Genomic DNA, 24,843 nt, shown 5'->3' with positions numbered 1-24,843 from the left:
GGCTATCCCCTGCGCCCCCCTTCCGCGATGGTCTCGAAGAGCTCTGACACCACCCTCGCGAGGTGGCACCCTGACAGGACCTGGGCGTAGCTGCGGTCGTCGGTGATGATCCGCTTTTTCAGCGGCCTCTGTTCGCTCTCCGCCAGCAGCTCCTCCAGCATACTCCGGATGGTCTTTCCTTTGGGAACCACCTCGATGTCCCGCCCGCACCCGGAGTCGTCCAGGGCGCACACGTACCACAGCCTCAGGGGGGGGAGCCCCGGGTCCGCCTCCAGGTGACCGCTGCTCTTCACGAAGTTGATCACCTTGAGCACCAGCTGCAGCTTGGCCATCTCGTAGCAGGAGTCGTCCGCGATGTTGCCGTGCTCGAAGAAGGGGATCACGTGCAGCCATGGCTCCTGGCGCACCTGGTCCCCCCCGGGTTTCTGCTCCCTCCCCACCACGAAGAGCGCCCAGACGTAGGCCGTGTAGAAGAGCCTGGAACTGGCCGGGTTGCCGATCACGCTGTGCCCTTCGTACTCCAGGATGAAGGCCTCGCGGTCCGGGTTCAAAAGCTCCTGCTGCGCCCCGCAGATCTCCCCCTGGAAGAAGCTGCTGGGGGGCCAGAGCCTGCCGGTGATGCTGGCATGCAAGGCGGGATGGGCGCCGCCGCTTCTCCCCGCCACCGCTTTGCGCAGCTCCGCCAGCAGGTGCTCCTTCCTCTCGTCCCTCACCCTCACCCGCACCGAGTTGTTCTCGTCGCCGAAGCCGTACTGCAGGGTCACCGGTCCGCCCCACTGGTCGCAGCTGCAGATCGGCACGCTCGGCCCCCACAACAGCCACAGGTTGAAGATGGTCATCTGCTGCGGCGAGAAGGCATGGTTCGCCATCCGGTCGTAACAGGAGATGATCGGGTCCCAGTCGTCTGCGAACCGTGACATGAGCCCCGCCAGGAGGTTCAGCGGCAATAGAAAGCCGTGCTCGATCTTCACGCTGCAGAGAAAGGAAGCCTGCTCGTCCAGCGAGAGTCTCAACTGCGATACCGCGAGAAGGTACTGCTTGATCCCCTCCTTGGTGCCGTCGTCGTTGAGGCGGAAGACGTCCACCACCTCGATTACCGGCTCCTTCTCCTTGATCTTCAGCGCCCCGAACTTCGCGCGTGTCGAGCGCTTCCACTCGGCCAGCTCGTGCCTGAAGGCCCGGTCGTCGTACTGCAGCTGGTAGCGCTTGCTCCTGGGGTCGAGAAACCACTTGGGCTCCCGGCGCGGCTTCGGGTGCAGCAGCCTCAGCTCCAGCCAAAGCCGCATCTGCCTTCTGAACATGGCGGGGTGGAAAGGCCAGGCGGAGTCGCAGCATGCCTTCAACGTGTTCAGGACGGGAAGGTTTTCCCGGGTGGAGAGGCAGCGCCATACCAGGCGGACCGGGGGCACGAAGAACCAGAGGAGGTAGAAGAAGGCGGTAGCTGCCGCGAGGAGCAGAGCAACAATTTCCCTGTAGCTTTCCATGGCGCGCCCCCGATCCATATTAAAAATAACTCACAAAGTGTATCTGCCGCGCCGCTTTTTTCAACGCGGCGCACCCTTACCCACTACCTGGCGACATGCGGCTAATCTTTCGCAGTCATTTGCCGATAAGTGATGGTAGCAGCGCCCCAACTCCCCCCACTTTCAAAGAAAGAAACCGGCATGAAGCGACGCACCATTCAGATACCGGCCCTGGCACTCATGGTCCTCATCTGTACCGGCCTGTGCGCCCTTGTCTTCCTGTTCGCCTATCAGCAGGCCAGGGAGTCCGCCGTCTCGAGGCTGCACGACGAGCAGATGATCCACGCCAAGCAGGCGGCCCAGGGTATCCAGGATTACTTCAGCACCTGGAGCGGCATCCTCAGTTCCATGGCGCGCATGAAAGAGATCGCGGCGGCTGACGCCTCCGGCCGCCAGCAGATGGAATTCTTTTACGACGCCCACAAGGAGCAGATCCGCGCCTTCACCCGGGTGGACGAGAACGGCATCGTCCTCGTCAGCATCCCGCAGCGGGAGATGGCGGGGAGGAACATCGCCTCCCAGAAGCACATCCAGGAACTGCTGCGCACCCACAAGCCGGTGGTGAGCGACGTGTTCAGGGCGGTTCAGGGGTACGACGCCATCGCTATGCACGTTCCGGTGTACGAGGGGGGCCGCTTCCGGGGGAGCATCGCCATTGTCATCAACTTCCAGAATCTCGCCAAGCGCTACCTCGACGTCATCAGGATCGGGAAGACCGGCCACGCCTGGGTGATAAGCCGCGACGGAACGGAGCTGTACTCGCCGGTCCCGGGGCACAGCGGCCAGAGCATCCTCAGCGACGGCAAGGGCTATCCCGTCCTGCTCGCGGTGGCGCGGCAGATGATGCGAGGACTTTCCGGCACGGCAACCTATACCGCCCCCGCGGAGGGCGACCCGCACGGAGCGCCGGCCCGGCAGCTCGCCGTCTTCCACCCCATCCCCATAGGCAACACCTTCTGGTCCATCGCGGTCGCCTCGTCGGAACGGGAAATCCTGGCTTCGCTCGCCGCGTACCGCAACCGCCTGGTGCTGGCGGTGCTGATCCTGCTGGCGGGGGGGGTGGCCGTTTCCATCTTCGTGGTGAGGGCCATGGTCATCGTGAAGGAAGAGGAGGCTCACCGGGAGGCCGAGGAGGAGTTGAGGGCGAGCGAGCAGAGGTACCGCGACCTGTTCGAGCACAACCCGGCCCCGATGCTGGTCTACGAGCGGGGGACACTGGAGATGGTGGCGGTCAACGACGCCTTCCTCATCGCCTACGGCTACACCATGGACGAGGTTCTCTCGCTGCACCTGACCGACCTCTACCCGGAAGGCGAGAAGCAGAAGATCGCGGAGGTGGCCGCACGGCTTTCCGGCCACACCTATGTCGGAGAGTGGCACCACCGCAGAAAGGACGGCACCGTGTTCCCCATCGTGGTCACCTCGCACGACATCGTGTATAAGGGGAGGACCTGCCGCATAGCGGTCGTCACGGACATCACCGAGCGCAAGAAGATGGAAAAGGCGGTCGAGGAGGAGTCGCAGTTCAACCGGATCCTGCTGGAGCAGTCCCCGGACGGCATCGTGATCATCGACCCGGAGACCGCGCGCTTCATCAACTTCAACGGCGCGGTCTGCCGGCAGCTCGGCTACAGCCGGGAGGAGTTCGCTAAGCTCACGGTATTCGACGTGGAGGCCCGGGAGACACACGAGGAGACCCGCCGGCGCATCGCCGAAATCCTGGCCAACGGCAGGGGGAGCTTCGAGACGCTGCAGCGCACCCGAACCGGGGAGCTGAGAAACGTCGAGGTGAACGCCCAGATCGTCAACGTCCAGGATCACCCCGTCTACTACTGCATCTGGCGCGACGTGACCGAGCACAAGAAGCTGGAGGAGCAGCTGCGCCAGTCCCAGAAGATGGAATCGGTGGGGCGCCTGGCCGGCGGCGTGGCGCACGACTTCAACAACATGCTGGGCGTCATCATCGGCTCCGCGGAACTGTGCCGGCACCGGCTCCCCGAGGAGAGCCCGCTGCACAAGTACCTCGAGCACATCCTGAAAGCGGCGCAGCGCTCCAGCGAGATCACGAAGCAGCTCCTGGCCTTCTCGCGTAAGGAGATCGTCTCGCCCAAGCCGGTGAACCTGAACAGCCAGATCATCGACGCGGAGAAGATGCTCTGCCGCCTGATCGGCGAGGATGTCCGACTCAACTTCAAGCCTGCCACATCGATCTGGACCGTCCTCATCGACCCGTCCCAGTTGGACCAGATCCTCATGAACCTCTCGGCCAACTCGCGCGACGCCATGCCCGACGGCGGCACCCTGAACATCGAGACCGCCAACGTCCGCCTCGACGCCGATTACTGCCGGCATCACTCAGGCTGTGCGCCCGGCGACTACGTGAAGCTCACCGTGAGCGACACCGGGATCGGGATGGACCGGGAGACCCGGGAGCACATCTTCGAGCCCTTCTTCACCACCAAGGGGCTGGGGGTGGGGACCGGCCTGGGGCTCGCCACAGTGTACGGCATCGTCACCCAGAACGACGGGTTCATCAACGTCTACAGCGAACCTGGGCACGGCACCGTGTTCACCATCTACTTCCCGCGCCTGGGAGACGCGGAAGCAGACGAGGAGGAGATCGACGCCGCCATCCCGTCCACCGGGAGCGGTACCGTGCTTTTGGTGGAGGACGAGGAGATGCTCTTGTGGACCACGACCAGGATGCTCGAGGAGATGGGCTACACCGTGATCCAGGCCCAGAGCCCGGAAGTGGCCATCGGGATCTGCGGCAAGGGTGAGCGGATCGACCTGGTGCTGACCGACGTGGTGATGCCCGGGATGAACGGGCGCGAGATGGCCGAGCGGATCAGGGCGATCCGCCCGGAGGTGAAGGTACTGTTCATGTCGGGCTACACCGCCGACATCGTGGCCCAGCGCGGCATCGTGGAGGAAGGGATGCACTACATCTCGAAGCCGCTGGACGCGAGGAAGCTGAACGAGAAGATCGCGCAGATGTTGGCGTCCTGACGCCGCTCCGGCGCGACGCATCTCTCCAGGCACCGCCAGTCGGGAGGGTCGACAACCGCCGGAAACGCCCCCCTCCGCCGTCTCTTTTTTCCGACGCAGCAGCTGTTAGCTTTGACCTCCCGACGCCGGCTAACGGTCCAGGATATCCCGCATCCGCCGCAAAAGCTCCATGGGCTGCACCGGCTTCATGATGAGCTCCGTCCCGGCGTCTATGGAATCACGCAGGTACACGAAATCCCTGGTGTAGCCGCTGGTGAACGCCACCTTCACCGCGGGATTCATGGCTCTTATGGCGTCGCAGGCCTCCTTGCCGTTCATCCTGGGCATGATCATGTCCATCAGCACCAGGTCGACACTCCCCGCGCCCCGGAACTTCTCGACGGCGTCGAGCCCGTCCTCGGCGAGGATCACCCGGTAACCGTACTCGACCAGGATGCTTTGCAGCAGCTCGCGCAGGACCGGCTCGTCCTCGACGACCAGGATGGTTTCCGAGCCCGCCCTGGGGGGATCGAAGTCACCCCGCGGCCTATCGCCCGACTCCACCGTCTCGATGAGCGGCAGGTAGATCCGGAAGGTGGTCCCGACCTGAGGCTCGCTGTAGACGTTGACGAAGCCATTGTGCTGCTTCACGATGCCGTACACGATGGACATGCCGAGGCCGGTCCCCTTCCCTTGCTCCTTGGTGGTGAAAAAGGGCTCGAAGACCCTGGACCGGGTCGCCTCGTCCATGCCAAGGCCGGTGTCGGAGACGGAAATGACCGCGTAGTTGCCCGGCTCGCCCAGGTCGTGGGGCATGACGCGACGCTCTTCGAGCGCCTGCCACGACGTCTCTATGGTCAGCACCCCTCCCTTGGGCATGGCGTCGCGGGCGTTGGTCGCCAGGTTCATGAGCACCTGCTCGATCTGGCCGCAGTCGACGTTGACCGGCAGGGGGGCGGCGCTGATCACCGACCTCAACTGGACGTCCTCGCCGATGACCCGGGTCAGGAACTTTTCCACGTGCAGGATGACGTCGTTTAGGTTCACCGCCTCGAGCTTCATCACCTGCTTGCGCGAGAAGGCGAGCAGGCTCGCGGTCAACTGCGCCCCCTTCTCCGCCGACTCGAGGATGTGCTCCACCTTCTCCTTCTGCCGTGAACCCAGGAGGGCGTCCGCGGTGAGCATGGAACCGTACCCCATGATCACCATCAGGATGTTGTTGAAGTCATGGGCTACGCCGCCGGCCAGCTGCCCGATGGCCTCCATCTTCTGGGACTGCCTGAGCTGTTCCTCGAGCTTGTGCCGCTCGGTGATGTCGTCCTTCAGGATCAGGTAGTGGGTGACCTCCCCCTCCTTGTTACAGATGGGCGAAACGGTGATCCGGGCCCAGAAGTATGCGCCGTCCTTTCTGTGGTTCAGCAGTTCCCCCTCCCAGGCGGCGCCGGCGGCGAGGCAGGCCTGGAGCTCGCCCTTGGCGCTGCCGGCGTCATCCTGCGAGGTGAGGAAGACGTCCGCGGGCTTGCCGACCACTTCCTCCGCCGAGTACCCGGTCATCTCGGTGAACCTCGGGTTGACGAACTCCACCACACCGGCGCGGTCCGTGATGCGGATCGATACCGGGCACTGCTCGACGGCGTGCGACAGCTTTATGACCTGCTCTTCGGTATGCCTGCGCTCGGTCAGGTCGTCCACCAGTGCGATCAGGTAATCGGGAACACCCTTTCTGTCCAGCGAGACGGAAGAGGTGAGGCGGCTCCAGCGCGGTCCGCCGGGGGTGGGGACCGGCGCCTCCCGCACCACGACCCGGCCCGGCGCCGGGAGCAGCTCCTCCGGGTCGAACCCCGCGAACCAGGTCTGAAACGGCTGACCCAAAAGCTCCGCCTCCGACCTCCCCAGGAATTCCCTCAGCTGGCCGTTCGCCCTCAATATCTCTCCGTGCAGCTGGAGGTGGGCGATCCCCAGCCCCGCCTGCTCGAAGGTGCTCCGGAAGCGGTGCTCACTGTCGATCAGCTTGCGGCGCGTCTGTACCGACTCCAGCGCGTTGGCCAGGGTGAGCCGGATCTCGGTCTCGTTCCACGGTTTCTTGAAGTAGTAGTAGATCTGGCTGCGGTTGATGGCCTCGATCACGGCGTCGATGTCGGCGTACCCGGTCAGGATCATGCGGGCGTTGTCGGGGTACTCCTCCGCCACCTTCTCCAGGAACTGGGTGCCGGTCATGCCCGGCATGCGCTGGTCGGAGACGATCAGGGGGATGTCGTTGCTTTGCAGCAACAGGAAGGCCTCCTCCGCCCTTTCCGCAATCAGCACCTCGTAGGTGTCGCGCAACAGCGCGCGCAGCGCCACCAGGTTAGGGCGTTCGTCGTCGACATAAAGGAGTTTCGGTCTGGCGGCGGCTTGCAGGTCTTCCATGATGACGGTCCTTTCCCCTAGGCTTCGAACTGCGGCAGCACCACCCGGAACAGGCTCCCCTGCCCGGCCCGGCTCTCCACTTCGATGCTCCCTTCGTGGTCGCGTACGATGCCGTGCGAGATGGCGAGTCCGAGCCCGACCCCGTTGCCCACCTCCTTGGTGGTGAAGAAAGGCTCGAAGAGATGCTGCTTGACCTGGTCGCTCATGCCGACGCCCGTGTCCGCGATCTCAACCACGGCGCAGCAGCGGCCGTCGCGCTCTTCCAGCCGGGTGCTGACCCGAATCTCCTCGTCCGCACCGGAAGCGGGCTTGGCGTTGATGGCATCCACCGCGTTTCCCAGGAGGTTCATGAATACCTGGTTGAGCCTTCCCGGCTGGCACAGCCAAAGGGGGAGGTCGCCGTAGCGGCGGTCGATGCGGATGCGGTCCTTGTAGCGGCTGTGCAACAGCAGCAAGGCCGCATCGAGGCATTCGTGCAGGTTTACGTTTTTCCTCTCGGCCTCGTCCAGCCGGGAGAAGATGCGCAGGCTGGCAACGATCTCGGCGGCCCGGTTGGCGCCGTAGCAGGCGTTCTTCACCAGCTCGTTCATTTCCTGGCGCAGCTCCTCGGGGTGGTTGGCGCCGCTCCAGGCCTGGAGGCGCCCCAGCGCCGCGCCGTTCTCCCCCCCCGCCAGTTCCTGGCAGAGCACCATCAGCTCGTCGACCGGGGCCACCGTCTTTTGCAGCCCCTGGACGCTGGCGGAGATGAAGTTGAGGGGGTTGTTGAGCTCGTGGGCCACGCCGGCGGTGAGCAGGCCAAGCGCCGCCATCTTCTCCGACTGGATCAGTTGGGTCTGCGCCCGGGTCAGGTTCCGCAGCGCCTGCGCCAGGGCCTGGTTTTGCCGCTCGAGCTCTGCGCGCACGCGGGCGAGCTCGAGATGGGTCTCCACCCGGGCCAGCACCTCCTGCGGCTGGAACGGCTTGGTGACGTAGTCCACCCCCCCTTCCTCGAAGGCGCGCAGCTTGTCCGCGGTTTCCACCGCCGCCGAAACGAAGATCACGGGGGTGCGGGCCAACTGCGGGTCGTTCTTCAGCTCCCGGCAGACCTCGAAGCCGTTCATCTCCGGCATGTTTATGTCCAGCATGACCAGGTCGGGGGGCTGGATGCGGGCGGCCTTGAGGGCGAGGCTGCCGTTGATGGCGGCCCTGACCGTGTACCCCCTCTCCTGTAGGATCGACTCCAGGAGCTGCAGGTTGGCCGGTGTGTCATCGACTACGAGGATGTTCACTCTGCTCTGCGCCATGTTCCGCTCCCTATCGCTTCGGGGGACGCCCCCCGTTATCACCCCTGCCGCTCTCCCGCTCCCGCCTGCGCGACCAACTCCTCGATCAGGTCGAAACGGTACCTCTCCGCGAGCCCCTTAATCCGCCGGGCCACCCCGGGTGCGCTTTGCGCCACCGGTTCCAGCAGCTCCAAGAGGGAGTTCTTGTCCAGCCCCCGTGCGGCGGCAACCAGGCTGCGGCACAATTCCGGCGGCAACCGGGTCAGCTCCTGGTCCAGCTCCCCCGGTTCCGGCTTCCGCTCCGCGGCCGGCGCACCGCGCCGGCGGTCGAGGGCATCGGCCAGCTCCTGGGCGGTGGCATGGCTCAAGGGTACGCTGAGGTGGAAGCAGGAGCCCTGCCCCAGGGTGCTCCGCACCGTGATGTCCCCCCCCATCAGGCGGGCGTACTGGCGGCTGATGGCCAAGCCGAGACCGGTCCCCCCCAGGTCCGCCCCCCCCAGGTGCGCCTGCTCGAAGGCGTTGAAGATCCGCTCCAGGTCCTCCGGTGCGATGCCGCAGCCGCTGTCCTCGACCTCTACCTCCAGCCACGCCCCTGCCTCGCGGGTGCCGGTGCGGCTTCGTACCGACACGGCTCCTTCCCGGGTGAACTTGACGGCGTTGCCGACCAGGTCGCCCAGGACGTGGCGGATCTTCCCCTCATCCCCCGCGGCGTAGCGCAACAGCTCCCCCGCCGGCTCATGGACCAGCTGCAGGCGCTTGGCGCGCGCCTCGGGGAGGAAGGCTGCCACGACCTCATCGAGAAGGGAGGGGAGCTCGAAGACGCCACGCTCCAGGGCGGCGCGCCCCGACTCGATCCTGGAGACCTCGATCACGTCGTTGATCAATGCCAGGAGCTGTTCGCCGGAGCGGTTGATGATTTCCAGGTTGTGACGGTTTTCCGGGGTGAGGGTGGCGTCGTGCAGGGCGATCTGGCTGAAGCCGAGGATCGCGTTCAGCGGGGTGCGGATCTCATGGCTCATGTGGGCCAGGAAGACGGTCTTGGCCCGGTTGGCCACCTCGGCGCGCTCCTTTGCCTGCGACAGCGCCTCGATCGCCCCTTCCAGCTTCCTGGTCCTGTCCTTGACGCGTTCCTCGAGGTGGCCGTTCAGCTCCCGCAGGGTCGCCTCGCTGGACTGCAGCTCCGCGGTCCGGGCGAGGACCAGCCGCTCCAGCTCCTCGCGCTGCGCGTAGACCCCCCGGAAGTACAGCCCGAGGAACGCGCTAACGAGCGCCCCGGCCGGCAGCAGCAGCCAGTAGGCCACCGGTGCGTTGTGCTCCAGGTAATCCCGGCTGGGAGAAAGCCGCATTGCCCATCGGCGCCCGCAGAACTCGATGTTCCGGACCAGGGTCCGGGAGGGGGGCAGCAGTGGGGCGTACCAGGTCGCCCCCCCCTGCTGCCGGCCGCTCCACCGGTAGAGCAGTTGCTCCCCGAAAGGTGCGGACAGGTCGACAAGGTCGAAGTCGAGGCCGAACGGGGTCGCCACGCCGAAGGTCGCGACCAGGAGCTTCTCGATGTTGAGCACCGCAACGGTTACGCCCTGGAACGCCATCCTGCGCTCCGCCACGTTCCCGGCCGGAAGCCCCCTGGCGTAGACCGGGTGGAAGACCAGCACGCTGTAGTTGGAGGCCCGGTCCTGTACCAGCTTGATCCGCTCCGTCGCCGTCGGCCTTCCCGTGTCACGCGCGCGCTCCAGCGCGGCCAGCCGCACCCGGTCCGATCCCACGTCGAAACCGATAGCCTTGCCGTTCTCCGCCATCGGCTCGATGTACCAGACCGGATAGTAAACATCCCGCTCCGCGGCCGGGACGCGCACGCCGCTCGCGTCACGCTCGGTGAGGACGAACCCGGAGCCGGCTTCCCTGCGTCCCTCCTCCTCGAAGCGCGCCCGTTGCCCGCGTGGCACGGCAGGGTTCCAGGACAGCGCCTTGATGTCGGCGCGTTCCCTGAGAAACGTCTCCGTGAAGATGGTGAACTCCCCCCTGCTCACCTCCTTGCTCGAGGCAAAGTGGTTGCGCAGGGCCATCAGCACCAGCCCGGTGTCATCCACCTTGTTTGCCAAAGCGTCGGCGCAGTTGGAAACGTCGCGCTCCAGGCGGGACTCGAAGGAGGCCGTTTCCGAGTTGCGCACCACGAAAAAGAGCACCACGGTGACCAGCAGCCCCGCCAACACCACGATGGGCACGCTCCAGTGGGGTCGGCGCAGCCTCATCCCAGCCCCCCCGCCCCCAGAGATCGCAGCAGCGCCTCCTCGATCAGGTCGAAGCGGTAGCTCTCGGCATGGCCCAGCAGGCGGCCGGCGGCCTCGGGCGCGACCGCCGCCAGCTCCACGAGCAGCGCCACCACGCGCCCCCGGTCCAGCTCCCTGGCCGCGGCGATCAGTGCCTCGCGCAGCTCCTGGGACATCGTCCCCAGCGCCTCCACGAAGCCTTGCTCCGAAAGCGCATCCTCCTGCGCTGGCGGCCGAGATTCAACCTCGTCATAGGCGAACTGCGCCGGGAGCAGGCGGGCGATCTTCTCCAGCAGCTCCTCCTCGCGAAACGGCTTGCGCAGGAAGTCGTCCGCCCCTGCCTCCATCACCTCGCGCAACTGCTCCTCGAAGACGCTGGCCGAAACAGCGATGATGGGGACGTCTCTTCCCTCCGGCAGGGCACGGATGCGCCTTGTCGCCTCGCGGCCGTCCATCACGGGCATCACAACGTCCATGAGGACCAGGTGGGGCGCCTGGGTCATGAAAAGCTCGACTGCGCTCTCACCGTCTTTGGCCTCCATGGTTTCGAACCCCACCGGGGCGAGCATCTTCACAAGTATCTCCCGGTTGGTGTCCCGGTCGTCCACCACCAGCACCCGCCACCCCTGCTGCCCCGCCTTCAGGCGCGCGACGCGCGGGAGCCCCCCCCGGGCAGACGCAGTCGGGCGCTCCGCCTCGGCGACCGGCAGGCTCAGATGGAAGCACGCCCCGTGTCCCGGCTGGCTGGAGACGGTCAGGTCACCTCCCATGAGCCTGCCGTACTGGCGGCTGATGGCGAGCCCCAGACCGGTGCCCCCCTCGGTTCTGCGCCCCATCTCCGCCTGTTCGAAGGCCCCGAATACGTTCTGGATATCCTCCGGGGCGATCCCCGGACCGCTGTCCTGGACCTCCACCTCGAGCCACAGTGCCCCATCCCGCACGGAGGTCCGGGCTCGGAGCGAAACCCCGCCCTTCTCGGTGAACTTGATGGCGTTGCCGAGCAGGTTGATGACGATCTGGCGCAGCTTCCCCGCGTCTCCCATGACGTAGCGGCACAGGTCCGGCTGGACCTCGAGCACCAGCTGCAACCCCTTGGCCAACGCCTTGGGAGTGAGCAGCTCCGTCTCTTCCCGGAGCAGCCCGGGCAGGTCGAAGGCCGCCTTCTCCACGGTCATCCGCCCCGACTCGATCTTGGCCATGTCCAGGACGTCGTTGATCAGGGCCAGCAGGTGCTCCCCGGAGCGGTTCACCGTCTCGAGGTTGTGGCGGTTCTCCGGCGACAGCTGCGGGTCGTGCAGTACGATCTGGCTGAAGCCCAGCACCGCGTTCAGCGGCGTGCGTATCTCGTGGCTCATGTTGGCGAGAAAAAGTGACTTGGCCCGGTTGGCGGCCTCGGCCCCCTCCTTGGCAACAGCCAATTCCTCCATGGTGGCGCGCAGCTTGAGATTGGTTTCCTGGAGCGAGTGGGTCCGTTCCTCGATGCGCTGCTCCATCTCCTGGTTGACCAGCTGCAGCTCCCGGGTGCGCGCCTTGACCTGATGCTTCAGGACGACGCCCCCGACGATGCTCATCAGCAGTGCGACACCCAGCACCGGTCCCAGAAACTGCAGCCACAGCGGCAGCTTCCAATCGACCTCCTCCGAGGTCCACCGTTTCAGGATGGTGTAGTAGGCGGACTGGGGATCGTTCTTCATTTCGGCGAGGTGGCGGTCGATGGCTTCCAGCAACTGCAGGGACTCCTCGGAGGCCGGTTTCTGTGCGGCAAAGAGGTAGGGGGCCGGATCGAACATGATGGGGGTATCTTCGAGGCCGGACTTCCTGGCGAACATCAAGCCGTAGTAGCGGTTGGTGACCCCGGCATCCACCTGCCCCGCGGCGATCATCTGGAACTCTGTCTTGTAATTGGAGACCGGGACCAGGGTCACCTTCAGCCCGAAACTCCTGGCCAGCCGGTCGACGGTTTCCAGTTGGATGGTCTTCTCCAGCCCCGCCACGCGCTTGCCGTTCAGATCCAGGATCGACTGGATGCCGCTCCCCTTGCGCGCGTAGACCTGGGACCAGCCGGACAGGATGGGGACCTTGTTGAAGACGTAGATCTTTTCCCGCTCCGCGGTGTAGGCCACGTCCGGCATCAGGTCTATCTCCCCCTTCTGCAGGCGCTCCAGGCCTTCACTCCAGGTGCCGGGAACATAGCGCATGCGCCACCCTTCCTTTTCGGCGATCTGCTCGATGAGGTCGATGAAGATGCCGGTGGGCTTGCCGGCGTCGGAGGTGAAGATCTTGGGGGGATTTTCGTAGACGCCGACCGTCACGGTCCTGCCGGAGGCGCCCGCGGCTGCGGGGAAAAGACAGGTGAGGATCAGCAAAAGACAAAAGGCCAGGAAAACAACGGGATGGTCAAGGGTACGAGTGACGAAGCGGAACGCATTCGTCCAGCGGGGCAGCTTTTCGACAGAGGGGGGAGCCGTCATGCGTGTCCTTGGTAACGGCCGCTTCAGTAGCTGCCGTTGCCCTGTGGGCTTTATTCAGACTGTACCTATCCCTCCACTATCAGTAGAGGAGATATATCATTCAAAGCAAAAGCATTCTCCTGTGTACAATGTGTCGCACCCCGAGCCGGAATAACACAGCGAAATCACCCATGACAGTAATTATCGCCCGTTGCTCCAAGGTCGTGGTAAATTTTACAACTAAAATGATTTTCTTCAATTAAGGAAAAAGTAAAAGGTATTTTCGCATCGGCTAAGACGAAGTCGATCAACCATATAACGTTTTGCTCGGCGCTTCTACCTGAACAATTTAAGGAGAATGCCACCTGCACCTGATCGCTCCCTACAGGAGTGAAGGGTCTGTGAGAACAGACGGAAATAAAGAGAGGGCCAGTTGTGGAAACCTGGACCCTCTCGTTGTTAATGGCAGGGAACGGACTTAGTATCAGGTTGTGCCTCTCTACCGTGCCGTCGGCCGTTCGCCCTCTCAGATCCGGCAGCGTCACCGGTTCGACTTCTCCGCGTTTCACGCACGGCGCCGCCGGCTCCTTCAGGGAACCACTATTGCGGTGGGCGCAGCAGGTTTGCGTACTCGCGCAGCATCCAGCGCCTGGGCTCGACAGGGAGATCGAGGATGCCGGAGAGGAGCACACGGTACCCCCAGCAGAGCTCCTCGTCACCGGCCGCTTCCGGCTTCCCCCAGATCTTCCCGAACCGCTCCAGCTTTTCCGGCGCAAGCCTTCTCCTTATCTCGGCGTAGAGGGCCTGGTAGGCAACCGAGGTCTGCTCCTTGGTATTGGCCGCGATGCGCGGCGACCGGGTGATCTCGGCAACCAGCGCCTGCTTGGTCAGGCGCAGGTACACCCGGGCGTCGTCCAGCGGAAGCAATTCCAGCCAATGGTAGTCAAAGGCGCTGCCGGGGCGGAGCATGCCGGCACAATCGCGCACGGGGAGCCGGTCGGCCAGGACGTTCATCACGCGCAGCAGCTCCTGGAAGTCGGACTCGGAAAGCCGCGTCAGGCCACGCACCGCGTACTCGCCGGCCAGCGCCTTGCCGAAGGCGTCGAAGTCGGTGACGTGCTCCGCGTTTTCCTTCAGGGACGTGTAGAGAAAATCCATGACCGCAGGGTCGGACAGGGTTTCCTGCAGGTAGGACTCGAAGAGGCGGTGCATCTTCGTTCCCTTCTTAAAGGTGTTGTTCTTGTCGAGGAAGCCCTGGTCCTTCAGAAGCTTTGCCACCACCAGGTGGAACTCCTCACGGCTCGCCGTCAGTTCGCCCCCCCGCTCCACTTTCTTGTCCGGCGTAAGCGGCGCGACGGCCGCGCTGCCGACCCCGGCCGCCCCCAAGAGCAGCAAAGCCGCCACGAGGCAGCGCCCGAACCTGATCCATGACATGACCTTCTCCCTCCTCATGTGACGCCTGCTGCAAAACAGCCGGTCGAGACAGCGGAACGCAGTTCCGCTATTCCCCCCTGAACGGTCCCCTGCTGTCCCTTGGCGTACCTTCCCTATCCCGCTGCGGAATCCCTCTTTTTGATCAGGAAATAACCGACCGAGAGGGCCAAAATGATAGCGGCTATCCCCAATAAGGCCAGACCTGACAGCTCCTTTACATCGAGAATGATCACTTTCCTGGCAATCGCAATAATTGCCACCGCCATGACTATCTGCGCATGATCGACAGATTCGGCCATGTAGGTCTTCGCGATGGTATCCAAGAGTTCGATCCCTATCAGGACCAGCATGAAGAGGCCGAAAATGTCGAGCAACTCGCTGATGTCAAGCAGCAACACCGGTGGAGAGATGATGTCCACGATGATGATCCATGCAAGTTCAAGGGTACTGAGAAGCAGCACCACCGACATCAGGACCACCAGAACCATGATGATGCCTTTTTCGAAACGCTTAATCGCACGCAACATGCCGCCACCTCCTCTGGCACGGCTGACCTTCTCCGCCATCGACATCCCAAGGGTTTGTTCGCCGTCCCCTCGCTTTCGGCTCCGGGACAAGCACGCGTGGCCTCCCGCCCGTCACTCTGCATGCAGCACCCTTTATCGGCAGGAAGCGCAATGGAGTTTCCGTCCTGCAAAACGGGGCTTCAGGACTTCCCAGCGAAGGACCAGTACCAGCATCCATACTCAATCACCGTTGCCATGACTGCAAGTTCTTCACAAAAAGTAAGCATCATGTTTTTTTCGTAACAGCAAAAAACACCTGAGTCAAGAACTTCGCCTGGAGACAAAAAAAGCCACCTACGAATTAACGTAGATGGCTTATTTTCTTTATGGTGCCCAGAGACGGAATCGAACCGCCGACACGAGGATTTTCAATCCTCTGCTCTACCGACTGAGCTATCTGGGCAAGAGACCAACTTTATACTTTGATTCGCCGACTGTGTCAACCCTTTTCTTCTAATTTTTACAGTCGACGACAGATTGCTTCATCGCGCACAGTGCACGGCCCAAAAGGATTCCTAGGCGCGGGAAATGAAACGGCCGTCGCGGGTGTCGACCTTGATCTTCTCGCCCGCCTCGAGGTACGGCGGCACCTGCAGACGCAGACCTGTCTCCAATACGGCTTCCTTGGTCTGCGCAGTGGCGGTGGCGTTCTTCATGGCGGGAGCCGTCTCGGTCACCACCAGTTCGACTACCATGGGAAGGTCGACGTTGACCATGCGCTCCTGGAAGATGCCGAGCTGAACTTCGGTGCCGTCGAGAAGGAACGGCGCGATGGCTTCGAAGTTGTCCTCTTCCATCTCGAACTGCTCGTAGGTCTCCAGGTCCATGAAGATGCCGCGGCCGCCGTCGGCGTAGAGGAACTGCCCCTTGTGACGCTCGAAGTCGGCCTCGTCCACCTTGTCACCGGAGCGGAAGGTCTTCTCGAGAACCTGGGCTGTAATCAGGTTGCGGTATTTGGTCTTGACCATGGTGTTGGCGCCACGGGCCGAAGGGGATTGAAAACTTACGTCGACTAACACGCAGGGGGCTCCGTCCAGCTGAATGACGAGGCCTTTCTTGAAATCGTTGGTAGTGTACATGGGGGTTCTCCTTAGCGAAATGTCCCTTTTTAACAGAATTTTGTGCTAAATTCAACCGCGCCATGACGGCGAGACTTTGAGACGTGGAGGATCGGTGAAGATAGATACAGAATTCATAAAGTTGGACAGTTTTCTAAAGGCGGTGGATGCGGTCTGCTCCGGAGGCGAGGCAAAGATCATCATCTCGGAAGGGATGGTGTCGGTGAACGGCGAGGTGGAACTGCGCCGTGGCAGAAAGCTGCGTCCTGGCGACCAGGTGGAACTTGGAGGGAAGACCTTCTCGGTAGAATAGCCGGATCAGCCTCCCGCGCGCTTGGCCTTATAGCCGCGTTTGGCGAGTTCAGCGAGCAGCACCTCGGCATGGTCCCCCTGGATCTCGATGACGCCGTCCTTGGCGGTCCCGCCGCAGCCGCAGCGCTTCTTCAGTTCGCCGGCGAGCGCGGTCAAGGCAGTCGCGTCAATGGGCAGCCCGGTGATGACGATGACGGTCTTGCCGCCGCGACCTTTGGTTTCGCGCCTGAGGCGCACGACGCCGTCGCCTGCCGGTGCTGCGGATTTCTTGCAGGCGCAGGCGTTGACCGGCTTGCCGCAACCGGGGCAGATGCGGCCGAATTCACAGGAATAGACTACGGGGGCATCGCTGTTGGAGGTGCTCTTTTTCATGGCTGCCTTTGTAGCAGAAAAGCTGAGAGAGATTCAAGACAAGAAAAAGGCCTTAACGCAAAGACGCCAGGGCGCGGAGACGCGAAGGTAAAAGCAAAATGACGCTGTCGGGGTCCAAGAGCTTTGCGGCTCTGCGACTTTGCGTTGATACTTTTCAGGTTATATCTCGACCGGCCTCGGCACCTCGCTCTCCATTATGGGACGCGGGGTCAGACGATCAGGTACCTTCAAAACGGTGACACCGGACGGCGGCTCGATCTCCGCGTAGAGTGGCCCGCTGCCCCGCTGGTAGGTCTTCGAGAAGTGCATCGGCAACACGTATCTCGGACGCAAACGCTCCAGCAACATGTTGAACTGCGTGGTGCAGAGATGGCGGGACACCCCCGCCTTTTTCGACTCGGACGCCAGGAAGGCACACTCGCACACCAGTAGCGTCACCCCTTCCAGCAGCCCCGCCAGCTTCGCGACGTTTTCCTCGGAATAGCCGATATCGGTGACGTAACCGATGCTGGCGGGCTCTTCGAACTTCCTGATGCGCTGGTACAAGAGGCCGGCGTCCGGCTCTACCCTCTCCTCGAGGCTCCCGCCACTTTCGCACGGGTACCTGACCGGGCTCCCCTCCAGCACGCCGTCGCGGAACAGCCTCTCCATCTCCTTGAGCCACGCCCCCTTCTTCACCCCTGCCGCCGCCATGCGTTCGTCATCGAGAAGGAAGGCCGCTCCCTCGTCTACCCGATAGGCCACGACCGGGATGTGGTGCTCGCAATGCGTTCCGGTCACGGTAAGGTGCCGGTTGCCGTAGAGGACGCCGTTGCGCTCCCCTTCGGGGGTGGCAAGGAACGCTTCCGGGCCGCTGTAGAGCGTGCTCGCGACCCGCCCGCCGGCGCCCACCTCGTTGACCCTGAAATTTCCCCAGAAGGTGTCGGCGAGGTTCCAGTCGTAGCAGGCGAACTTGCTGGCCATACGCCTGGAGAGACCGGGAGGGCCGAAGACGTCGATGGTGCGCGGCGAGGCATGGCTGTGACGAATGACGCTGTCCATCCCCATGAAGTGGTCCATGTGGGCGTGGCTGATGAAGATGGCATCTATGGAGGTATAGACCCTCTTGGCAAGGTGATGCATCTTGCCGCAGTCGAAAAGGATCGCGCGACCGGTGGGACGCACACGGACCAGGAGCAGCGGGTCGTCGAACAGCCCCGCGAAGAAGGTAGGCTCGAGATAGCGGAAAGGTTTGGGCATGCGCAGAATTTTACCATTAGATTGACCTGCATCAATTGCAACACACTCTGTACGGGTTACAGTTCCTATCAAGAGAACAATCAAGCGAACTTAAAACATAAGGAGAAGGGACATGGCAGAGAAAAAGGGTGTAGCTCTGGGCGAGGCATTGAACCTGGTCAACCTGGCGGGCTATCAGGACGGTGCCGTGGTGAGCAGAACGGTCATAGACAAGCCGGTCGGCACCATCACCGCTTTCGCCTTCGACGCGGGTGAGGGCTTGAGCGAGCACACGGCCCCTTACGACGCTTTCGTGCAGGTGCTGGACGGCGAGGCGGAGATCAATATCGAAGGGACCGCGCACACGGTGTCTGCTGGCGAGATCATCATCATGCCCGCCAACAAGCCGCATTCGCTGCGCGCGGTGAAGCGCTTCAAGATGCTGCTGGTCATGATAAGGGCTTAAAACTACCAAAGCAGTTACGCAAAGCTGAAAAAGAAAGCATCCGCGAAGAGCGCAAAGAATGATTTCCGGGGGGACCCGAAACTGCTTTCTTTGCGTATCTCGCGGATTTTTTGCGTTCTCTGCGTAACTGTGGTGCTTCGAGATGCTACTGGTGCCGAACAGGGGCGTGTTGCCGCTTTTGTTTGACCCCAGTTTCCCCTTGGGCTATGCTCACGTGAGCCAGAACAGCAACTTATCGGGGCAGGGGGCATGACTATTTTCAACATGGATCAGTGGCGACAGCACGTCGCACTCGATGTCGGGACTGCAACCACTCGCATTGCCACCGGGAGCTGCGGGATGCTGGAACTTCCCTCCCGGATCGGATCCCGCATAGCGCTGCGCGACGGGGTAATCGTCGACCCGGACGCGGCCTTCCGGATCCTGCAGCCGGTGATCGAACGGCGCCGTGTCTTCGGCATGGTGAAGCCGAGCATCCTCGGCTGCGCTCCCAGCGACGCCACCGCAGAGGAGCGCCAGTTGCTGATGGATTCCATCATGAAGGCAGGGGCTGCGGCGGTATCGATCATCCCGGAGCCGTTGGCCGCGGCCGTCGGCGCCAATCTCGACGTTTCTTCCCCGTATGCCCAGATGGTTGTCGACGTAGGCGACGGCGTGACCGATTGCGCCGTGCTCCGTTCCGGAAAGGTCGTCGCGAGCTACGCCTTCAGGGGAGGCTGTTGCCGCATGCGGCAAGCCGTCGTGACGGCGGTCGAATCCGTGCAAAAGACCGTGCTGCACGAGGAGGAGGCGGACCTGCTGCTGCGCGGTTGCGGTACCAGCCGCCCCGAGGAACACGCCGCGGGAGCAACCGCCGCTGCCGCCCTGGTCCCGGTCCTCGAAGAGATTGCCGACGGCATCGACTCCTTCATCAGGGACCTGCCCAACGACATAGGGTGCGACGTCATCTACAGCGGCATCTGCCTTACCGGCGGCGGCGCGCTGATCCCGGGATTGCGGCGCCTCCTCGAGGAGCGTACCGGCGTCGGTGTCTGCACCGCGGTCAACCCGCGCGGCGCCGTGGTCGAAGGGGCGCGCGCCATCCTTCCGGTCGTCGTGATGCTGAACCGCTGGAAATAACGGTGATGCAAATCCCCTTTGCCCCCCTTCGCAAAGGTGGGGACGTAAGCTTACGTGCATCGCTTCGTGGGCAGCAGCCCCACGTCCACCGGAATCCTCCAATGAACATAAAAAAGCCCCTGCCGACCGAGTCGACAGGGGCTTTTCATTTGCATCGGTGCTGCCGCTACCTGCAGCCGCAGCCGCAACGGCCGTTCAGCTCGGCCTCGTACCCCTTGCGCAAGAGCTTGGCCACTTCCTTGGAGTGGTAGGTGAGGATCAGGTCGGCGCCCGCCCTCTTGAAGGACATCATGGTCTCCATGACCACGCGGTCTTCGTCGATCCACCCCATCTTGGCGGCGGCCTTCACCATGCTGTACTCGCCGGAGACGTTGTACACGGCGGTGGGGAGGTTGAACTCGTTTCTCACCTCGCGCACGATGTCCAGGTAGGGGAGGCCCGGCTTGACCATCAGGATGTCGGCACCTTCCTCGACGTCCATCCTCGCCTCGCGAATCGCCTCCAGCCTGTTGCCCGGATCCATCTGGTAGGAGCGGCGGTCACCGAACTGCGGGGTGGACTCGGCAGCCTCGCGGAACGGACCGTAGTAGCCGGAGGCGTACTTGACCGCGTAGCTCATCAGCGGGATGTGGTTGAAGCCGTTGTTGTCCAGCGACTCGCGGATCGCGGCCACGCGGCCGTCCATCATGTCGGAGGGGGCGACCATGTCGGCGCCTGCCTGGGCGTGGGAAAGGGCCTCGCGGGCCAAAAGCTCCAGGGTCTCGTCGTTGTCCACGTCGCCGTTCTTGATCACGCCGCAGTGGCCGTGGTCGGTGTACTCGCACATGCAGACGTCGGTGATGACGGCGAGCTTGGGCACGCTCTTCTTGATGGCGCGGATGGTCTCCTGGATGATGCCGGTCTCTGAGTAGGCGTCGCTCCCCATCGCGTCCTTCTGCTCAGGGATGCCGAACAGGATCACGGCCGGAACACCCAGCTCGTAAACCTCCTGGGCCTCCTCGACGATGTTCTCGATGGACTGCTGATAGATCCCCGGCATGGACGAGATCTCTTTCTTGATCCCCTTGCCGAAGGCGGAAAACATCGGGTAGATCAGGTCGTTGGCCGAGACGGATGTCTCCCTGACCATGTTTCTGAAGACTTCCTTGCCCCGAATTCGTCTCGCTCTGTACACCGGGTAGAACATACCATTTCTCCTTTTGCTTTTCTGTGGATAAGCTCTAAATCGTCCCCCTCCCTCGCCTTCCCCCTCCGGGGGAGAGGATGCAGGACGAGAGCGGGCGGGGTTAACTGCGAGAAGATGCGCTCCCGAAAAAGCGAATCATCTCCCGCGACAGGGCCTCAAGGGTGAACTCGGCGGGCTCCATGTGCACCTCCAGCCCGAGATCCCGACAGGTCTTGGAGGTGATCGGACCTATCGAGGCCACCTTCACCCCTTCCATGAGATGCAGGAACCTGTTTTCCCCGAGGATGCGGGCGAGGTTGTGGACCGTGGACGAGGAGGTGAAGGTGGCGCAGTCGACGCGCTTCTCCTCCAGGGCCTGCAACGCCTCTTCCGGGATGCTCGTAGGGGTGTGGTTGGCGTAGGTCACCGGGGCGATCACCTGTGCCCCCAGGTGTCCCAGTTCCTCCGGAATCACTTCGCGGGCGCGGTCCCCTTTCGGGAAGAGCACCCACTTGCCGTTCATGTCCAGCTCGGAGAAAGCGGCGACTACCCCCTCGGCCTTGTAGTCGGCGGGGATGAGGTCGGGCCGGATCCCGTAGGGAGCAAGCGCCGCGGCGGTCTTCGGGCCGACGGCGCAGACGCGGCAGCGACCGAGGGCCCGACTGTCGAGGCCGTGCTTCGCGAGCCTGGCGAAGAAGTATTTGACCGCGTTGTAAGAGGTGAAGACGACCCAGTGGAAGCTGTCCAGTGCGTCGATGGCCTCGTCGAGAGCGGCGTAGCTCTCCGGCGGCGCGATCTCGATGGTCGGGCAGCAGTAGGCGCGGGCTCCCAACTGCTCCAGCATCGAGGTGAATTCTCCGGCCTGGTCGGCGCCGCGGGTGACCAGGACCGAGTTCCCGAAGAGCGGGCGGTTGTCGAACCAGCGCAGCGTTTCACGGAGGTTCACCACTTCGCCGACCACGGTGATGGCGGGAGCCTTGAAGCCCGCGGTCCGCGCCTTTTCCGCGATGTCGGCCAACGTGCCGACCAGCACCTCCTGCTCCGGGCGCGTCCCCCAGCGGATCAGCGCCACCGGCGTTTCCGGCGCCCGTCCATGATCCATGAGGCTCCGCGCGATGTGCGGCAGGTTGGTGACGCCCATGTAGAAGACCACGGTGCCGCTCCCCAGCGAGAGTCCTTCCCAGTCGATCTCCGAGGAGGCCTTCCCTTTCTTCTCATGCCCGGTTACGAAGGCGACCGAGGTGGTCACGCCGCGGTGGGTAAGCGGGATCCCCGCGTAGCTGGTGGCGCCGACCGCCGCGGTGATGCCCGGCACGATCTCGAAGGGGATCCCCTGCGCGACCAGCGCCTCGCACTCCTCGCCGCCGCGGCCGAAGATGAAGGAGTCTCCCCCCTTGAGCCGCGCCACCACCTTGCCGGAGAGGGCCTTTTGCACCAGCAGGTCGTTGATCTGGCTCTGCTCGCGGTTGTGTTCGCCGCCTACCTTGCCGGCGTAGATCAGCTCCGCCCCCTTGGGAGCGAGCCGCAGCAGCTCGTCGTTGGCCAGATAGTCGTACATCACCACCTGCGCTTTGGCCAGGCAGTCCCGTCCCTTCACCGTGATCAGCCCGGGATCACCGGGACCCGCGCCGATCAGGTAGACGTAGCCTTTCTTTGTCGTTTCAGCGGTCATCTCGCACCAGGAAAAGAGAGTGTCGTGCGCAAAAGGCAAAAGGCTAAGGTAGAACCGTTAGCCTTTAAAGCAAACCCACCTTCGCCAAGGCTACGGTGGGTAGGCTGCTAATCTTCGCGCTAAGAGCTTCGGCGGACAGGGATCACTGCGACGGGACCTGTCCACCGAAGCCTTGGCGAAGGTGGATTATACCGGGATTTCCTTCTCCCGGGAGACTTCACGCTGGTACACCTCGGCGAGGATGGCGTGGCCACCTTCGGAGAGGAGCTGCTCGGCGAGCTTCACGCCCAGTTTCTCGCAGTCGTCGGCGGGGCCGCTAACCACACCCTTCACGGAGACCTTGCCGTCCACCGAGGCGATGAAACCGGTCAGCTTCAGCTCGTTGCCGGTCACTTCGCCGTAGGCGGCGATGGGGACCTGGCAACCGCCCTCGCAGCGCCAGAGCAGGGCACGCTCTGCACGCACGGCGCGGCTGGTGTCCGGGTGGTTGAAGAAGGAGATGGCGTCCTTCACATCCTCGTTGGAAAGGTTGCACTCGATGCCCAGCGCCCCCTGGCCGATGGCCGGCAGGGAAAGGTCGGTCGGCAGGAGCTCGGTGATCTGGTCGGCGAAGCCCAGGCGGTTCAGGCCGGCGGCAGCCAGGATGACGGCGTCGAGCCCCTCGGTCTCCAGCTTGTCCATGCGGGTCTGCACGTTGCCGCGGATGATGACCATCTCCAGGTCGGGGCGGACTTTCAGCAGCTGCGCCTGGCGGCGAAGCGCGGAGGTGCCGATGCGGGCGCCCTGCGGCAGGTCGAGGAACTTGACGTTACGGGAGATGACGGCGTCGCGGGGGTCTTCGCGCTCGGTGATGCAGTAAAGGCCAAGCCCTTCCGGGAACTCGGTCGGCACGTCCTTCATGCTGTGCACCGCGATGTCGATCTCGCCGCGCAGCATCGCCTCCTCGATCTCCTTGACGAAGAGCCCCTTGCCACCGACCTGTGCCAGCGGTACGTCGAGGATCTTGTCACCGATGGTCTTGATCTTCTTGAGGGTGACGGTCATGTCGGGATAGCGTTTTTCCAGCTCGGACTTGACCCAGTTTGCCTGCCAGAGTGCGAGCTGGCTCGCGCGGGTTCCTATTCTCAGCTCTTTCAGCGCCATGTACATCTCCTTTATATTTTGATCATTTCGAGATTGTCGAATCGGTTTCCGCTTAACCTTAACCTTAACCTTAACCTCAGCCTGCCTCTCAGTCTTCCAGCTCCATCATGCTTTCCTGCTGCTCGCCGGTCTCCAGGTCGAAGAGGTGGCGCAGGGCATCGACGTAGAGATCGTTGCGGCTCCCCTGGTCGGTCCTCTTCAAAAGGCTGGTCGGATGATGCAGCAGCTTGTTCATGATGGCGTTGGTCAAGGCATCCATCTTCTTGTCCGCGCCGGGAGGGATGTCCTTCCAGTTGGACAGGGTCTTTGCCAGCTCCGCCTTCCTGATCTCGTCGAAGTGGCTCCTGAGGGCCACGATGGTCGGGGTCACGTCCAGCGAGGAGAGCCACTTGAAGAACTGGCCGATCTCCTGCTCGACGATCGCCTCGGCCTTGGCGGCCTCGATCTTGCGCTGCTCAAGGTTGGTGGCCACCACGCCGTTCAGGTCGTCGACGGTGTAGAGATAACAGTTCTCCACGTCGTTCACCTTGGGGTCGATGTCGCGCGGCACGGCGATGTCGATGAAGAACATCGGCTTCAGCTTGCGGCGGCGCAACACCTCCTCCATGTCCTTCTCGTGGATGATGAAGTGCGGCGCTCCGGTGGAGGAGAGGATGATGTCCGCCTTGGGGAGATGGTCCATCAGAGCTTCGAAGTGGACCGGCTTGGCATCGAACTCCTCGGCCAGCTTTTCGGCGCGCTCGTAGGTACGGTTGGTGACCATGACGCCGCGCACGCCGACGTTGATGAAGTGCTTGGCGGCCAGTTCGCACATCTCGCCGGCACCGATCAGAAGGACCGTCTTGTCGGAGAGCTCGCCGAAGATCTTCTTCGCCAGTTCCACCGCGGCAAAGGCGACGGAGACCGCGGAGGAGGCGATCTTGGTCTCGGTCCTCACCCTCTTGGCGACGGAGAAGGCCTTGTGCAGGAAGCGGTTCAGGATGACGCCGGAGCTCTTGAACTCCGCGGCGTAACCGTAGGATGTCTTGATCTGGCCGAGGATCTGCGGCTCGCCGACCACCATGGAGTCCAGGCTGGAGGCGACGCGGAATACGTGGCGGGTAGCCTCCTCCCCGTGGTAGCTGTAGAGGTGTTTCTCGAGCGTCTCCAGCGGGAAGTTGTGGTAATCGGCGAGGAAACGCTTCAGGCGGGCCATGCCGCCGGCGACGTCGCGGGTGGTGGCGTAGATCTCCACGCGGTTGCAGGTGGAAACGATCACGGCCTCGGTGATGTCGGGGAGCGCCACGAGGGCGTTGAGAGGCTTCTCCATCTGGGTAGGGGAGAATGCAACCTTTTCCCGGATTTCAACTGCGGCAGTTTTATGCGAAAGCCCGACCACAATAATGTTCATAACAATCCCTGCCCCTTCTGGGGAAATCC

At 63.2% G+C, this 24,843-nt stretch carries 18 protein-coding genes and 1 tRNA gene; 4 read left to right on the top strand and 15 right to left on the bottom strand.

The genetic code is table 11. From position 1 onward, the window contains the following. Nucleotides 1-2 precede the first annotated feature (2 nt). A complete protein-coding gene (locus KP003_RS01005) occupies nucleotides 3-1,484 on the bottom strand; it encodes a hypothetical protein (protein WP_217300229.1) in 1,482 nt (493 codons plus the stop codon). Nucleotides 1,485-1,664: 180 nt separating this feature from the next. Here KP003_RS01005 and KP003_RS01000 point away from each other — a divergent pair, with 180 nt between their 5' ends. Continuing rightward, entirely contained in the window at nucleotides 1,665-4,532 is a 2,868-nt protein-coding gene (locus KP003_RS01000; protein ID WP_216790216.1) for a hybrid sensor histidine kinase/response regulator, read from the top strand. A gap of 129 nt (nucleotides 4,533-4,661) precedes the next feature. On the opposite strand, the gene KP003_RS00995 is transcribed toward KP003_RS01000, so the two are convergent. The 8 genes from KP003_RS00995 to KP003_RS00960 all read right to left on the bottom strand — a co-directional run bounded on the left by KP003_RS00995 (nucleotide 4,662) and on the right by KP003_RS00960 (nucleotide 15,978). Further along, nucleotides 4,662-6,920, bottom strand: coding sequence for a response regulator (locus KP003_RS00995; protein ID WP_216790214.1), 2,259 nt, complete (start codon nucleotides 6,918-6,920; stop codon nucleotides 4,662-4,664). A 17-nt stretch (nucleotides 6,921-6,937) separates the two neighbouring features. Then, nucleotides 6,938-8,203, bottom strand: a complete 1,266-nt coding sequence (locus KP003_RS00990; protein WP_216790213.1) for a sensor histidine kinase — start codon at nucleotides 8,201-8,203, stop codon at nucleotides 6,938-6,940. Between the two features lie 38 nt (nucleotides 8,204-8,241). After that, nucleotides 8,242-10,431, bottom strand: a complete 2,190-nt coding sequence (locus KP003_RS00985; RefSeq protein ID WP_216790211.1) for a CHASE domain-containing protein — start codon at nucleotides 10,429-10,431, stop codon at nucleotides 8,242-8,244. Further along, nucleotides 10,428-12,920, bottom strand: a complete 2,493-nt coding sequence (locus KP003_RS00980; RefSeq protein WP_216790209.1) for an ATP-binding protein — start codon at nucleotides 12,918-12,920, stop codon at nucleotides 10,428-10,430. The genes KP003_RS00985 and KP003_RS00980 overlap by 4 nt, the downstream gene beginning before the upstream one ends. Nucleotides 12,921-13,499: 579 nt before the next feature. After that, complete coding sequence (locus KP003_RS00975) at nucleotides 13,500-14,333, bottom strand: hypothetical protein (RefSeq protein WP_216790208.1); 834 nt, start codon at nucleotides 14,331-14,333, stop codon at nucleotides 13,500-13,502. 113 nt (nucleotides 14,334-14,446) lie between these two features. Next, a complete protein-coding gene (locus KP003_RS00970; RefSeq protein WP_239027587.1) occupies nucleotides 14,447-14,899 on the bottom strand; it encodes a phosphate-starvation-inducible PsiE family protein in 453 nt (150 codons plus the stop codon). A 327-nt stretch (nucleotides 14,900-15,226) separates the two neighbouring features. Beyond that, nucleotides 15,227-15,302, bottom strand: a tRNA-Phe gene (locus KP003_RS00965). A gap of 112 nt (nucleotides 15,303-15,414) precedes the next feature. After that, complete coding sequence (locus KP003_RS00960) at nucleotides 15,415-15,978, bottom strand: elongation factor P (protein ID WP_216499167.1); 564 nt, start codon at nucleotides 15,976-15,978, stop codon at nucleotides 15,415-15,417. A 94-nt stretch (nucleotides 15,979-16,072) separates the two neighbouring features. Here KP003_RS00960 and KP003_RS00955 point away from each other — a divergent pair, with 94 nt between their 5' ends. Beyond that, nucleotides 16,073-16,270 (top strand): RNA-binding S4 domain-containing protein, encoded by a 198-nt coding sequence (locus tag KP003_RS00955; RefSeq protein WP_216499168.1) that lies wholly within the window; start codon nucleotides 16,073-16,075, stop codon nucleotides 16,268-16,270. 5 nt (nucleotides 16,271-16,275) lie between these two features. Here the strand turns inward: KP003_RS00955 and KP003_RS00950 are convergent, their stop codons facing one another. Continuing rightward, a complete protein-coding gene (locus KP003_RS00950; RefSeq protein ID WP_217300228.1) occupies nucleotides 16,276-16,641 on the bottom strand; it encodes a translation initiation factor Sui1 in 366 nt (121 codons plus the stop codon). Nucleotides 16,642-16,800: 159 nt separating this feature from the next. Continuing rightward, complete coding sequence (locus tag KP003_RS00945; protein ID WP_217300227.1) at nucleotides 16,801-17,880, bottom strand: ribonuclease Z; 1,080 nt, start codon at nucleotides 17,878-17,880, stop codon at nucleotides 16,801-16,803. 112 nt (nucleotides 17,881-17,992) lie between these two features. On the opposite strand from KP003_RS00945, the gene KP003_RS00940 reads away from it, so the two are divergent. Both KP003_RS00940 and KP003_RS00935 read left to right on the top strand, forming a co-directional pair. Further along, entirely contained in the window at nucleotides 17,993-18,325 is a 333-nt protein-coding gene (locus tag KP003_RS00940; RefSeq protein ID WP_216499171.1) for a cupin domain-containing protein, read from the top strand. Between the two features lie 249 nt (nucleotides 18,326-18,574). Beyond that, on the top strand, nucleotides 18,575-19,444 hold the full coding sequence (locus tag KP003_RS00935; protein ID WP_217300226.1) for a rod shape-determining protein: 870 nt from the start codon (nucleotides 18,575-18,577) through the stop codon (nucleotides 19,442-19,444). Between the two features lie 166 nt (nucleotides 19,445-19,610). On the opposite strand, the gene hemB is transcribed toward KP003_RS00935, so the two are convergent. From hemB to hemA, 4 genes are all read right to left on the bottom strand, one after another. Continuing rightward, entirely contained in the window at nucleotides 19,611-20,630 is a 1,020-nt protein-coding gene (hemB, locus tag KP003_RS00930; RefSeq protein ID WP_216499173.1) for a porphobilinogen synthase, read from the bottom strand. A 100-nt stretch (nucleotides 20,631-20,730) separates the two neighbouring features. After that, complete coding sequence (gene cobA / locus KP003_RS00925; protein WP_216499174.1) at nucleotides 20,731-22,281, bottom strand: uroporphyrinogen-III C-methyltransferase; 1,551 nt, start codon at nucleotides 22,279-22,281, stop codon at nucleotides 20,731-20,733. Nucleotides 22,282-22,467: 186 nt separating this feature from the next. Further along, nucleotides 22,468-23,424: a hydroxymethylbilane synthase gene (hemC, locus tag KP003_RS00920; RefSeq protein ID WP_216499175.1), complete on the bottom strand. Its 957-nt coding sequence runs from the start codon at nucleotides 23,422-23,424 to the stop codon at nucleotides 22,468-22,470. An 88-nt stretch (nucleotides 23,425-23,512) separates the two neighbouring features. After that, complete coding sequence (gene hemA, locus KP003_RS00915; RefSeq protein ID WP_216499176.1) at nucleotides 23,513-24,814, bottom strand: glutamyl-tRNA reductase; 1,302 nt, start codon at nucleotides 24,812-24,814, stop codon at nucleotides 23,513-23,515. Between the last annotated feature and the right edge of the window lie 29 nt (nucleotides 24,815-24,843).

It is taken from the genome of Geomonas diazotrophica (genome assembly GCF_019063885.1).
In the GTDB taxonomy this organism is placed as follows: Bacteria; Desulfobacterota; Desulfuromonadia; order Geobacterales; family Geobacteraceae; genus Geomonas; species Geomonas diazotrophica.
This window is presented reverse-complemented; position numbering and strand designations above follow the sequence as displayed.